Raw genomic sequence first — 13881 nt, forward strand, 5'->3', positions numbered from 1 at the left:
CCCTCCTCACGAGTCGGTCTTCCCGCCGTACTGACCACGGACGAGCCGGGCCGGAAGTTCATTCTGAATCGAAATGAACCTGGACGCCCGTTCCGGCGTGGTCACTACGAACGTGTGCGGCGGAGCGAGAGGTCAGGAGGGGTTGTGCCGGACAAACTCAAGATGAACTACAACCTGCTCAACGACGCCAAGAAGGATCTCGAGGATCTGGCGGGCAACATCAAGCCGACGTTGAACGACAGCCTGTTCAGCACGCTGGCCGGGCAGGACAGTTCGAGCATCCTCGGCAGCAGCGAGATCGACTCGGCGATCACCGAGCTGCACACCAACGCCCAGGGCACGATGACCAAGGCCGAGGACGGCCTGAAGAAGCTGGCCGGTTCGTTCGGCTCGGTCGGCGAGGCGTTCCTCCAGTTCGACGCCGAGATCGCCCAGGGCATGAACGTCACCAACAGCAACCTGGCGCTGTCGAACTACTACCGCGACAAGTCGCAGTGGGACTACTACCAGGCCCACAAGAGCGAGTGCGAGAACCTCCCGGCCGGGACCAAGGCGCCGGACTTCTGCAGCGCCACCAACCCGGGCGACCACCCGCCGCTGGACCAGACGATCACCACGGACCGCGGCAACATCCAGACCCACCTGACCGTCGACGACCAAGGCAACGTGACCAAGGAAGAGACCACGGTCACGTACGACGGGAAGACGTACCACTCGGTGACGACGTACAGCGACGACAAGCACACGATGATCACCGACAGCGACTACCCCGACGGCAGCAAGGTCCACGACGAGACCAAGATCAACGACGACCACAGCAGCACCTCGACGTCCACCAGCACGGACGCCGACGGCAAGAAGGACGTCACCGTGACCGATCTCAAGGGTGACGGCAGCGGCACCAAGAAGGTCACCGACTCCGACGGCACCGTCACCGACTACACCCGCGGCGCCGACAACGAGGACGGTACGTCGGCCGACTGGGTCGAGGTCCCGAAGCCCGAGGACGACACCGACTACTACCCGTATCCCATCGGCGTTTAAGAGTTTCGCCCACCCCCGAAAGGACCACCAGCAATGGCGTACGACGGCATCAACCTCGACTACGGCAAGATCGTCGATGTCACCAACCTGATGAAGAACGCCCACGACCAGATCGTCCCGCTGGTGGAGAACCTGCGGACCCGGGTCAACACGCTCGTCGACGACGGCATGGTGTTCAAGCAGTCCAGCGAGGTCATCCGCAACACCTACAACAACTTCGACACCAGCCTGAAGGCCGCGGTCAAGGGCATCGAGGACTTCCGCGAGATGTTCAACAGCATCAAGAAGAACGCCGAAGACTTCGACCAGGGCATCAGCAACTCCCTCAACCAGGCCAAGTAACCCCAGCTCGACGAAAGGGGCTCCAGGCAACTGTCTGGAGCCCCTTCGCTGTTGCTCGGCTTACTGCCTCCTCGGTACTGCCTCTTCGGTACTGCGTCGCTCCGATGCGGCCGGGATCCGTCCGCCGTGGTCGAGCGCCGCTGCGGCCGATTGACAGTGGGAGGGTGGCTGGGGCGGTCTTGGGCTGAGGGGGATGGCGAGGCCCGGCGATCGACGTACCGGTTGTTTGAGGTTCTGGGCTGTGGTTGCCGCAGTGGCGCCGAGGTCGGGTCAGGTGGCCCGCCGCCGTGGTCGCTGCCGCAGTTCGAGTGGAGTGGGGAGCACATCAGCCCACACCGGCACAAAACCCTCCCCAACCCAACAAGCAACCCCCGCATAAACCCCAGCCACAACCCAGAACCTCAAACAACCGGTACGCCGGCCGCCGGGCCTCGCCACCCACCCCAGCCACCGCAGTGCGCCACCCGAAGGCCCAGTGCCCGCCGAAGGCGGGCGATCCCCCCACCCCCGCCCCACCTTTGCGCGGATCTACTGCCCTATAGCGGCAGCAACTCCCCGCAAACCCCGCGCACCCCTCCCCACCACACCGTAACGTCCGAAAAACCGGAGGCGGGCCCTCCGATCCTTCGGACGTAACGGCGGTCAAGCGTTACGTCCGAAGACACGCTGACGACGTACTGCACCTCTTCGGACGTTAACGGGATGCCCGGCCTAACGTCCGAAAAACCGGAGACGGGCCCTCCGATCCTTCGGACGTAACGGCGGTCAAGCGTTACGTCCGAAGACACGCTGACGACGTACTGCACCTCTTCGGACGTTAACGGGATGCCCGGCCTAACGTCCGAAAAACCGGAGACGGGCCCTCCGATCCTTCGGACGTAACGGGGAGTCAAGCGTTACGTCCGAAGACACGCTGACGACGTACTGCACCTCTTCGCACGTTAACGGGATGCCCGGCCTAACGTCCGAAAAACCGGAGACGGGCCCTCCGATCCTTCGGACGTAACGGGGAGTCAAGCGTTACGTCCGAAGACACGCTGACGACGTACTGCACCTCTTCGCACGTTAACGGGATGCCCGGCCTAACGTCCGAAAGAGCGGAGGCGGGCCCTCCGATCGTTCGGACGTTGCGGGTTATTGGGGGCGGAGGACGGTTAGGGGGACTTGGATGGTTAGGGGTAGGGAGCCGGGGCCGGTGGTCCAGCCTCGGCCTAGGCGGGGGGTGGCTCGGGTGATGTTGGAGCCTACGCGGACGCCGATGAGTTCGCCGTCGGACATGGAGCGGGCCTCCAGCAGCAGGCCGCGGCGGGCTCGGCGGGCGGCGGAGGACCAGCCGCTGAGGCCGGACTGGAAGCCGTCGGTGGTGGCGGCGAATATCAGGCCGATGCCTTGGTCGCGGCCGGAGACGACGATGTCCTTGAGGATCTTGTCCGCGGCCGAGGTCATCACCAGGTCGGCGTCGTCGATGACGACCACCTTCGGGCCGTGGATGGCGTCGAGGGTGGCGCGCAGGATGTCCTCGGGCGGGTCGGCGTGTTCCATCAGCACCACCTGCGGGTGCCGCTGCAGCATGCGCAGCGGCGACTCGCGGGGTGTGATGACGATCAGCGAAGTTCCGCTGGCCAGCAGCGAGACCGCGAGACAGGACAGCGCGTTGCTTCGGCCCGAACCCGGCGAACCAAGGACCGCGTACGACGAGCTGACGCCAGCCAGGTCGACTCCGATCGCCCCACCCTCGTCACCGCCGAGGCCGATCAGACCCCACTGTGAACGCCGGTCGCTCGCAGCGACCTTCTCGTACGCCTCGGCGAACTCGACCGAGGTCGGCAGCTCCGCGATCGTGAACGGCCGCCGGTCGGGCGCGACCTTGAAGTCCCGCTTCTTCGCCTCGGCCGCGATTGCGCGGATCGCCTCGACCTGAGCCGACCCACCACCTTCAGCCAGTACGGCGACCTGCGTCTCGGTCCCGGTCAGCACATGCCAGCCGCGCCCGGCGGCGACCATGGCCGGTACCTTCGCCAGCCGCAGACCGGCCGCCTGGTAGTCGGTCCGGTCGGCCTGCCGGAGCAAGAGCTTGTGGTCGTTGTGCGAGGAGAGTCGACCACCGAGCAGCGACCGCTCCGACGTGGCGATCAGGTGGATCCCCAGACCACCGCCTTCACGCAGCAGCCGCAGTACCTCACCGAAGAGGTTGCCGCCATCGTGGTCATCGAGCATCGTCGACAACGCATCCCAGCCGTCGATCAGCACGATGATGTGCGCCGGCCGCTTCGCCTTCGGCAGCGCCTTGCGCAGCTCGTTCAGCCCGGTCGCGTTGTGCTGCCCGGCCAGCTCCTGCCGCTCGGTCAGCTCCTGGTTCAACCGGCGCAGCAGTCGGGTCAGCCGCTCCATGTCGTGCCGAGAAACCACCGCACCACAATGCGGCAGCGTCTCCAGCGGAGCCAGCGCACCACCAGCCGCATCGATGCCGTAGATGTGCACATCCGCCACGCTCAAGGACTTGGCCGCCGACGCCGCCATCGTCCGCAGCACCTGCGTCCGCCCGGACCGCGGCGCACCGATCACATACAGATGTCCGAAGGTGTCGAAGTCGATGCCCGCAACCCGCTGCTGCTGCAGCGCCGGGATGTCCTCCAGCGCATACGGCACGAACATCTCGGTCTCGCTGGTATCCGGCAGATCTTCCAGCAGGATCTGCGCGCCCAGCGCAGGCTGCCAAGGCTTCGGCTGTACGGCGAAGTCCGGCAACTCGCCGGCCGCCTCACGCAACGCCTCGACCAGCACATGCAGGTCCGTCAACGGAACCGTTGGAGCCGGCCCCTCGACCTCTTCCTCGACCTCGTGCTCAACCGGCCGCCCCAGCGACTCCCACGGCAGCTCAGTCACCGTGACACCCGACGGATCGACCGGCCCGGACGGCTCGACGCCTTCCTTGCGCTCGGCACCGACCCACGCGGTCTGGAACAGATCCGCGAGTCGCGGCCCGCGCCGAATCAGCGCCCGTCCCGGAATCCCCGTGCTGATCGACGCAGCCTCGTTCACGTCGACGACGTCCTGGCTCTCGGACTGGTCGGTGACCCGGAGCGCGATCCGCAGGTTGGTGTTCGCACGAATGTCACCGGTGACCACACCCGCCGGCCGCTGCGTGGCGAGGATCAAATGGATACCGAGCGACCGGCCTCGCTGAGCAAGGCTGATCAGACCCGGGACGAAGTCGGGGATCTCGGCAACCATCGCGGCGAACTCGTCGATCACCAGCAGCAGCCGCGGCAACCGCGCGATCGACGGATCGGCCGCACGCTTCATCTGGTAGTCGACCAGATCCTTGGCGTCAGCCGCAGCCAGGATCCGCTCCCGGCGACGCAGCTCGGCATCCAGTGACACCAGCACCCGCTCGACCAGGTGCGAGTCAAGGTCGGTGACCATACCCAGCGTGTGCGGCAGTCCCGCGCACTCCTTGAAGGCGCTACCGCCCTTGTAGTCGATCAGCACGAAGGTGAGCTCGTCCGGCCGGTTCGAGACCGCCAGCGACGCGACCATCGTCTGCAACAACTCCGACTTGCCGGAACCCGTCGTACCGGCGATCAGGCCGTGCGGTCCGTCCGCGACCAGGTCGACCGCGAACCGGCCGTCGAAGTCGGTACCCAGCACGAACGACGTACTGGCTGGGCGTCGGCGCCAGCGCTCGACGATCGGAGCGGCCGACGGTGGTTCCAGCTCGAGTTCGTCGAGCAGCTTGACCAGCTTCGGCAGGCCCGCGTCGTGGTCCGGGCTGATGTCGCGCACCGGCGCGAGCGCCCGGGCGATCTGCTCGCACCACTCGGGCGTAACCAGGTCGGCGCGCACGTTCTCCTGGTCGGGTATCCCCGGCCGACGGATGATCAGCGTCTCTTCCTCGGCCGCGATCACCGCGCCGCACTCCTCGGGCAGCAGGCGCTCATCGCGATCCAGACAGACCGAGTAGACCCCAACGGCCGGCCCCTCGGTCAGAACCTGGATGAAGCCCGGTACGTCGCGCAGCCGCCGCGAACCGTCCGCGATCACCACGACCTCGGTCTCGGGCAACCGGTTCTGCGCCGACTGTCCCTCGGCCGCGATCCGGCGGTGCCGGCCCTGGACCTGCGCGACCAGCTCACTGATCCGCGCGTACGTCGTGGACTCGTCGTTCGCGATCAACACAGCCGCCGAATCGACCTTGTCCGGGCGCAACTGCGGCAACCAACGAACCCACTGCCACTCGTCGACGGTCTCTTCATCAGCCAGTACGACGATGCGCAGCGCCTGCGGCGAATGCAGTACGGCGGCCTGGATCGCCAGCCACCGCGCAACCCCACGGATCGTCGGGGCCGGCCCAGCAATACCCAGTACGCCGTGCTGGCGCATCGGCAGCGCGATCGGTGCATCCGGGATCGTCCAGCGGATCGTCCGGTGGTTCTCCTCGCGCCCCTGGTCGTCGACCTCTTTCAGCGACTGCTGGTCCGCCGTACCGAGGCGGAGCAACAGATAGTCAGGATCGGTACGACGCCGCTCCCACAACCGGCTGCCCGGCCGGGTCGCGAGCTGGGCGATCCGGACCGGGTCGGGCGCGGTCAGGTTGCGGATGAACCGCTCCCGGGTGACCGCGGCCTCGATCTCCTCCTCGAGCGCTTCCATCCGGGCGAAGTACCGGCGGCGCGCCTCGATGTGATCAGCACGACCGGTCTTCCGGGCGCTGAAGAAGTTCATCCCCATCATCATCGGGCTGAGCATCGTGAAGACGAGGAAGTAGTACGAGTTGAACAACCCGACCATGACGAGGCCCAGGACGACGGGCGCCATCACGACCGGCCACGGGAACGGGCGCTTCTGCGGCGGTGCCGGCGGCGTCGGCAGCCGGATCTTCTCGTCGTCCAGGTGCGGTGCCAGTCGCGGCGGCCGGTTGTAGTCGAGCGTGAAGCCGTCATCGGCCAGCCGGACGGCGGCCTGCGGCTCCATCGAACCGCTGCAACGCAGCAGCACGGTTCCGGCGGCGAGGTCCTCGTCCGGCAACCACGCGCGCACCTCGCCGACCGCGGCGTGTCCGGGATCGACGACCCGCTGCGACTTGGCCGGGTTGTGGGCGTGCTCGTCGTCCTCGACCCGGATCGCCGTGGTCGCGGCGTCGTCGTCCGGCGGACCGATCTGCCGGCTCGCCACCGCGCCGGTCAGGTCGTCGGTCCGATGCCAGAACGCTTCACCAGCCGGTCCGACGGTCACCCACAGACCACCGATCGGTACGTCGTCCCCGGTCAGCTGGATCGTGCACAACGGGTCCGAGCCGATCTCGTGGCTCCCCGGCCCGACCCGCCACACCCGCCCGGACTCCGGACCGGAGACCGCGTGCAGCTCGACCACGACGGGAGCCGCACCCGACGGCTGCCGCTGCAGAAGATCCGGTACGTCGATCGGTCCGCCGAGGCCGAGGACGCCACCGGTCCGGACTCCTGAGCCGGCCAGCGGGGTCGTCGGGTCAAGCAGTCGCCGACCGAGGAAGAGCGGCGTACCGGGCTTGCCAAGACCTTCGGCCAGTCCCGCCACGGACAGACCGCGCGGGACACGGACGATCCGGTCGGCGCGCTCACCCGAGCGGGCTTCGACGGTGGTGAGGTTCAGCTCCACGAGGCAGCCTTCCGGGTCGGCTCACCGGCGCCGCCCGCGGCGGAGACGCCGATCGGGCCGTCCGGCAGGCTGAGGTCGTCGAGATCGTCGAGCGGCTCGGCCGCCAGCGCGGCGGTCTCGGTCCCGAAGTCGTGCGGTGGCAGGCGGCGGATCGACCGCGCCACAGCCCTTGCCAACGGCAACGGATCGATCCGGAGCCACTCGGCCGCGCCGTGCAGCCGCAGGCTCTGGTCCGGCAGAGCCTCGATCAGGCGGCAGCTGCCGCGCGACGGACCGAGGGTCAGCAACCGGCGACCGGCCGGCAGTGGCCCCTGCAAGGGCTCGGCGCCGACCACGAACCACGCACCGAGCCGGGTCAGCGCCTCGGCGAGCGGCAACCCGTCGTGCCGCGAATGGATGCCGTCGGCAACTTCGATCGCCCCGACCGGCAGCCGGACGTCGAGCTGGGCCGCGATCGCCTGAACCACCGGCCGAGCGATCCGATCCACGCCGTACACGGAGAGCGTGCGCGGTCCGGACAACACATCGATCATCAGTACGGCGCTGCCGCCGCTGTCCGTGCCGAGGCAGACCAGCAGCGGCGTTTCGGTGAGGCGCGTGGTCGGCTCCGGCAGGCTGTCCCGGTCGATCCACCACAACCGTGGGTCCTGGTCGTCGTGCTGCCACGGTGCAGGCAGCGGTACGTCGGCCTCCGGGCCGGCCACCAGCACGCCGACCCGCTTGCGTGTCAAGGCCACCGCGTACGGCGCGGTTCCGGGCACAAGGTTGTCGGCAGCAACAATCACCTGCTCGGCGGCGGCCCAGGCGGCCTGGTCCCGCAACACCTGCGTCAGCAGGCGAAGCCGGCGCCGGTACCGACGGCGGGCCGCGATCGGCTCGACGAACGCATGCACGGTCCGCTTGGTCTCGCGCTTGATCCAGCGTCCGAGCCGCTTCCAGCCACCGAGCTTCCGGACCAGCAGGTTGACCAGAATGATGACGAGCAGCGCCACACCGACGTACCCGAGGAATGCGCGAACACCACTGCTACCGAACCCCGTCATGCAGCGGCTCCGGCCCAATCTCCGCGGGTGAGTTCGGCGCGGATCTGCCGAACGGCGTTGTGGGCCCGTGATTTCACCGTCCCCAGCGGGACACCGAGCACGGCCGCGACCTCTTCGCCGGGGTGGCCGAGCAGATGGATCCGGGCGACGACCTCACGGTGCGCGGGCGACAACCGGCGCAGCACCTCGACCAGCACCCGGCGGTCGATCACCTGCTGCACCTCGTCGGGCTGCCGGTCGCTCTCGAAGTCCGGCGCGTCCAGGCCGACCGGTACGGCGCGGCCGTCGCGGCGGTGCTGGTCGATGACCAGGTTCCGGGCGACCCGGAACAGCCACATCCGGACCGGGCGGTCGGTCCACTCGATCCGCTCGGCCAGCTGCCAGGCCCGTAACAAGGTTTCCTGGACGACGTCCTCGACCGCATGACTGTCGCGGCCCAGGATGCTCGTCACATACCTGCGCAGGCTGTCTCGTTCGGCCAGACACAGGTCGATGACGATGGTCCGGCGCGCGCACTCGTCGATGATGGATCTCCCTCGTGGGCGACTCGGTGGAGGACCCCCAGATCACACGCCAAAGTAATCTGAGAACGCTCTCATCGCAACAACGCACGGTGAACGGACGACAACGAAGCGGTCACATGCGACGACCGGTCGGTTTGACACGGTGACCGGTACCACAGGCACACCACAGTTTGACGGGAGGGTGCTGACCGGGTGATCCTGCCGAGTGACAATGCCCTCAGAACCCTTGTGGGCATGAGCTCTTCCGCTCATATGAGCGCCCTTGCCCTACCGTCCCAGAGCACAGGAGCTGACGTGAGGTCACCCCGAATCCCCGGCAAGACGGCGAAACCCTCGTCGTCACGCTTCGCGGACACCTTCGCCCAGCGGCCGGACCTGCCCCGGGTCAGCCGGATGCCGGACCGACGGGCCTGGTCGGCCACGCTGCTGGTGACCGGGTTCGTGGCCGGCATCGCCTTCGCCGTACCGGCGCTGATGCACTCCGACGGTGGAAATTCACCAGCCTATGCAGCCGATGCGCCACTCGTTGGCCGGACCCCGGCCGGCGCGATCCCGACTCCGGGCAAGTCGATCACCACGGTGCTCAAGCCCGGCGTGACCGTAACGTTGCCCCCGGCAACCGTGACGGTGCCCGGCAAGAACACCACGATGGTGGTCACCGTCCCGGGCAAGAACCTGACCGCGACCGTGACCTTGCCGCCGGCAACCACCACGGTGAACGCCACCACCACGGCGACCGCGACCACGACCGCCACGAAGACCACCAGCACCACCACGACGGTGAAGGTCCCGTCCGGCGACAAGACCGCGCAGAACATCACCGGCCAGCAGGCGCCCGGAGCGCAGCGGCCGATGACGCTCAAGAGCGACAGCTCCAACCGCTGCATCGACGTGAAGGATGCCGGTGACGGCGTCGGCCGCGACGGCACGCCGCTGATCGCCTGGGACTGCACCGGAAACGCCAACCAGAGCTGGGGTTTCCAGCCGGACGGCTCGGTCCGCTCGATGGGCCTGTGCATGGACGTGGCGAACGCGCAGAGCAACGACGGCACCCAGATCCAGCTCGCCAACTGCAACGGCGGCTGGGCCCAGAAGTTCCAGCTCACCAACCAGAACGAGCTGATCAACCCCAACACCCGCAAGTGCGTCACCGCCGACTCCGGCGACAACGGCGCGCGGCTGACCCTCCGCTCCTGCTCCGGCGCCCCGGTGCAGAAGTGGAAGAACCGCTGAGCTAGAAGGCGTACGGGTACGGCGACCAGTCGGCAGGGCGCTTCTCCAGGAAGGAGTCGCGTCCTTCGGCGGCCTCGTCGGTGCCGTAGGCCAGCCGGGTCGCCTCACCCGCGAACAACTGCTGGCCGACCAGACCGTCGTCGATCATGTTGAAGGCGTACTTGAGCATTCGCTGCGCCGTCGGTGACTTCGCGCAGATCTTCTTGCCCCACTCGAGCGCGACCGCCTCGAGCTCGGCGTGCGGCACGACCTTGTTGACCATGCCCATCCGGTAGGCGTCCTCGGCGGAGTACTCGTCGCCGAGGAAGAAGATCTCCCGGGCGAACTTCTGCCCGACCTGCCGCGCCAGGTAGGCCGACCCGAACCCGCCGTCGAACGACGCCACATCCGCATCGGTCTGCTTGAACCGCGCGTGCTCCGCCGAAGCCAGCGTCAGGTCCGCGACGACGTGCAGGCTGTGCCCACCGCCGGCCGCCCAGCCCGGTACGACGCAGATGACGACCTTCGACATGAAGCGGATCAGCCGCTGGACCTCGAGGATGTGCAGCCGGCCGGCCTTGGCCGGGTCGATGCTCTCGGCGGTCGTACCCTCGGCGTACTTGTAACCGTCCTTGCCGCGGATCCGCTGGTCACCACCGGAGCAGAACGCCCAGCCGCCGTCGCGCGGTGACGGCCCGTTGCCCGTCAGCAGCACACACCCCACGTCGGACGACATCCGCGCGTGGTCGAGCACGCGGTACAGCTCGTCGACGGTGTGCGGCCGGAACGCGTTGCGCACCTCGGGCCGGTTGAACGCGATCCGGACGACGCCTGCGTCGACCGCGCGGTGATAGGTGATGTCGGTCAGCTCGAAGCCGTCCACCTGCTTCCAGGCCGACGGGTCGAAGATCTCGGAAACGGTCACCCGCCCGAGACTAGTTCAGGCTCTCGCGGTGCTTTCGCGCAGGACGACCTCGGCCTTGAAGGTCTCGGTCGTCGCCTCGCCGCCTTCGATCGCCAACTCCAGCGCGCGCCGGCCCATCTGCTCCAGCGGCAGCCGCACGGTCGTCAGCCCCGGCCACACGTCCCGCAGCGTCGCGATGTCGTCGAACCCGGCCACACCAAGTTGCCCCGGTACGGCGACGCCACGCGCCCGCAGCGCGGACATCGCACCGACGGCCATCACGTCGTTCACCGCGAACAGGCAATCCACGTCGACACCGCGATCCAGCAACTCCTCGGCCGCGGCGTGTCCGCCGTCCCGGGTGAAGTCGCCGGTCTCGACCGCGACCGGCTCGAGTCCGGAATCGGCCAGCCCGGCGACGAATCCGTCCCGCCGATCGCGGGCGGTGGCCAGCGTGTCGGGCCCGCCGAGGATGCCGAACTTGCGCCAGCCCAACCCCACCAGCGAACGCGCCAGCTCGGCGGCACCCGCGCGGTTGTCAGGCTCGATCGTGTGCGCCGGCATCCCGGACTGACTCACCAACGCCAGGCCCGCACCAGAGTTCAGGAAGGAGGTCACCTCGGACGAAGTCCGGGTCAGGCTCTCGCTGTCCGTGCGCCGGCTGCCGATCATCACCGCGGCCCGAGCACGCTGGGCGCGCAAGGAGGCCAGGTAAGCAATCTCACGCTCGGCATCACGGAACGTGCTGGCCAGCATCACCAGCAGGTTGCGTTCGTCGGCGGCCCGCATCACGCCGTTCGCGATCGCGGCGAAGTACGGGTCCTCGATGTCGTGGACCAGAATGCCGACCACGTTCGTCGACGACTTCGCCAAGGCCTGGGCCTGGGCGTTCGGCGTGTAGCCGAGTTCGTCGGCGGCCGCCTTGACGCGTTCCTGCAGCTCCGGCCGGGGAACGCGGTCCCCGCCGTTCAGGACGCGGGAGGCCGTCGCGACGGACACGCCGGCGCGCTGTGCAACGTCCAGCAGTGTGACCGGTGCTCGCAGATTCACTGGCTACCCTTTCGTACCTACCCCCCGGGGCGGTGGCGGTCACCTTATCGGAAAGCCTTACCCGTGACGCTGTGTACCGGGCAAGTCGCGGGCAATCCGTCCAGCACCTGGCTTTGCGACACGCGAGTGACTAGCCTTCCCATCCATGACGACCGTCCGCACCAGGATGACGATCCTGGTCTCGTCCACCGCGCTCTGTTTCGGCGCCGCCATGAGTTCCGCCACGGCCGCGCCGGTTCCGGACGGCCCCGACGGCTCGCGCGCCGGGAGCCCGATCCCGGCCGGCCCGCCGGCGAACATCGACCAGCGCACGCACAGCACCGAGCCGGTCTACGACTACGCGAACGCGATCCGCGAGTCGGTCTACGTCGACACCACGATGGACACCGACTCCGACGGCAAGAACGACGTGATCGCGGTCGACATCGTCCGGCCGAGCGAGACCGCGCTGACCGGCCGCAAGATCCCGGTGATCATGGACGCCTCGCCGTACTACGAGTGCTGCGGCCGCGGCAACGAGAGCGAGACCAAGACCTACGACGAGAACGGCGTCATCCAGAAGATGCCGCTGTTCTACGACAACTACTTCGTCCCGCGCGGCTACGCGATGGTCGGCGTCGACATCGTCGGCACCAGCCGCTCCACCGGCTGCGGTGACGTCGGCGGCAAGGACGAGATCGACTCCGTGGTCGCGGTGATCGACTGGCTGAACGGCCGCAACAGCGCACACACCTCGGACGGAACGGCGGTGACGGCGTCCTGGACGACCGGCGCGGTCGGCATGATCGGCAAGTCGTACGACGGCACCCTGGCCAACGGGGTCGCCGCCACCGGGGTCAAGGGCCTGAAGACGATCGTGCCGATCTCGGCGATCTCGGCGTGGTACGACTACACCCGCTCCGGCGGCGTCCCGTACTCCGACGACTACATGCCCTGGCTCGGTGGGTACGTCGGTCACGACACTCCCGCGTGTGACGCGGTCCGTGCCGACCTCGGGGACAACGACGACGACGAGACCGGCGACTACACGAAGTTCTGGGCCGAGCGTGACTACGTGAAGGACGCGCGGAAGGTGAAGGCGTCGGTCTTCCTCACCCACGGCCTGAGCGACTACAACGTGCAGACCAACCACTTCTCGCAGTGGTGGGACGCGCTCGCGAAGAACAACGTGCCGCGCAAGATCTGGCTCGGCCTCGAGGACCACGTCGACCCGTTCGAGTTCCGCCGCGACGACTGGGTGAACGAGCTGCACAAGTGGTTCGACTACTGGCTGCAAGGCCTGCCGAACAACGTGATGCGCGAGCCGATGGCGTCGATCGAGACCTCGCCCGACGTGTGGAACGACTACAAGACCTGGCCCGCCACCAAGCACGCCGTACCGGTGCCGTTGGCCGCGGGCAAACTAGGTGCCGTCGGCAAGGGAACTGTCACCATCACCGACGACCCGGACCTGACCGAGGACGACATCGTGGCCACGCCGTCCGACGTGATCGCGGGCCGGCAGATGTTCCTGTCCGCACCGCTCCCGGCCACGATCCGGGTCAGTGGCACACCGACCGTGACGCTGCGGATCAAGGCCGACTCGACCACCACGCCGGTCACTGCCCGCCTCGTCGAGTACGGCGACGCGAAGCGGTACTCGGGCGTTCGCCGTACCGGCACCGAGACCTGCGCCGGCGAGAGCACGTCGTACGACGACAGCTGCTACTTCACCGTGCAGAAGCTCACCACGCAGTCCGACCACGGCATCGTCAGCCGGGGCTGGATCGACGCCGCGCACAGCGCTTCGAACGCCAAGCCGAAGCCGCTGACCCCGGGCAAGTGGACCACGGTCACCGTCCCGCTCCGGGCGCAGGACGAGATCATCCCGAAGGGCCGGATCCTCGGCCTGGCCGTCACCCTGTCCGACGTCGAGTGGACCAGCCCGAACGACACCGGCGCCACGATCGACATCGACCTCGCCGGCAGCAAACTCAACCTGCCCCTCACCACCGGCAAGCTGACCGCCCCGACGAAGCTCGCCCCGCTCGACGTGGACATCACCACCCCGAGCCAGCGCCCCGACCTGCACGACCCGAAGAACTGACCCCAGCCTCTTCCTGACAGGCGTCCCGGGCTTCCCGGG

General features: G+C 68.0%; 9 protein-coding genes. 4 read left to right on the forward strand and 5 right to left on the reverse strand.

Annotated elements, in window-relative coordinates; all coding sequences use genetic code 11:
- The first annotated feature begins 144 nt into the window (after nucleotides 1–144).
- Both ACIA49_RS21195 and ACIA49_RS21200 read left to right on the forward strand, forming a co-directional pair.
- Entirely contained in the window at nucleotides 145–1044 is a 900-nt protein-coding gene (locus ACIA49_RS21195; RefSeq protein WP_396378904.1) for a hypothetical protein, read from the forward strand.
- A gap of 33 nt (nucleotides 1045–1077) precedes the next feature.
- Nucleotides 1078–1386, forward strand: a complete 309-nt coding sequence (locus ACIA49_RS21200; RefSeq protein ID WP_132409322.1) for a hypothetical protein — start codon at nucleotides 1078–1080, stop codon at nucleotides 1384–1386.
- Nucleotides 1387–2520: 1134 nt separating this feature from the next.
- On the opposite strand, the gene ACIA49_RS21205 is transcribed toward ACIA49_RS21200, so the two are convergent.
- Genes ACIA49_RS21205 through ACIA49_RS21215 form a run of 3 tightly spaced genes read right to left on the reverse strand, consistent with a single transcriptional unit; the run spans nucleotide 2521 to nucleotide 8593 of the window.
- Complete coding sequence (locus tag ACIA49_RS21205) at nucleotides 2521–7023, reverse strand: FtsK/SpoIIIE domain-containing protein (protein WP_396378905.1); 4503 nt, start codon at nucleotides 7021–7023, stop codon at nucleotides 2521–2523.
- Nucleotides 7014–8066 carry a hypothetical protein gene (locus ACIA49_RS21210; protein ID WP_396378906.1) on the reverse strand — a complete coding sequence of 351 codons (1053 nt, stop codon included), beginning with the start codon at nucleotides 8064–8066 and terminating at the stop codon, nucleotides 7014–7016. The genes ACIA49_RS21205 and ACIA49_RS21210 overlap by 10 nt, the downstream gene beginning before the upstream one ends.
- Entirely contained in the window at nucleotides 8063–8593 is a 531-nt protein-coding gene (locus ACIA49_RS21215) for a sigma-70 family RNA polymerase sigma factor (protein WP_396379041.1), read from the reverse strand. The genes ACIA49_RS21210 and ACIA49_RS21215 overlap by 4 nt, the downstream gene beginning before the upstream one ends.
- A gap of 291 nt (nucleotides 8594–8884) precedes the next feature.
- On the opposite strand from ACIA49_RS21215, the gene ACIA49_RS21220 reads away from it, so the two are divergent.
- Nucleotides 8885–9823: a ricin-type beta-trefoil lectin domain protein gene (locus tag ACIA49_RS21220; RefSeq protein ID WP_396378907.1), complete on the forward strand. Its 939-nt coding sequence runs from the start codon at nucleotides 8885–8887 to the stop codon at nucleotides 9821–9823.
- 1 nt (nucleotide 9824) lies between these two features.
- On the opposite strand, the gene ACIA49_RS21225 is transcribed toward ACIA49_RS21220, so the two are convergent.
- On the reverse strand, nucleotides 9825–10727 hold the full coding sequence (locus tag ACIA49_RS21225) for a 1,4-dihydroxy-2-naphthoyl-CoA synthase (protein WP_396378908.1): 903 nt from the start codon (nucleotides 10725–10727) through the stop codon (nucleotides 9825–9827).
- A 15-nt stretch (nucleotides 10728–10742) separates the two neighbouring features.
- Nucleotides 10743–11756, reverse strand: coding sequence for a LacI family DNA-binding transcriptional regulator (locus ACIA49_RS21230; protein ID WP_396378909.1), 1014 nt, complete (start codon nucleotides 11754–11756; stop codon nucleotides 10743–10745).
- A 145-nt stretch (nucleotides 11757–11901) separates the two neighbouring features.
- On the opposite strand from ACIA49_RS21230, the gene ACIA49_RS21235 reads away from it, so the two are divergent.
- Nucleotides 11902–13842, forward strand: coding sequence for a Xaa-Pro dipeptidyl-peptidase (locus ACIA49_RS21235; protein ID WP_396378910.1), 1941 nt, complete (start codon nucleotides 11902–11904; stop codon nucleotides 13840–13842).
- Nucleotides 13843–13881 lie beyond the last annotated feature (39 nt).

Source organism: Kribbella sp. NPDC051587 (assembly GCF_044453945.1).
Lineage (GTDB): Bacteria > Actinomycetota > Actinomycetes > Propionibacteriales > Kribbellaceae > Kribbella.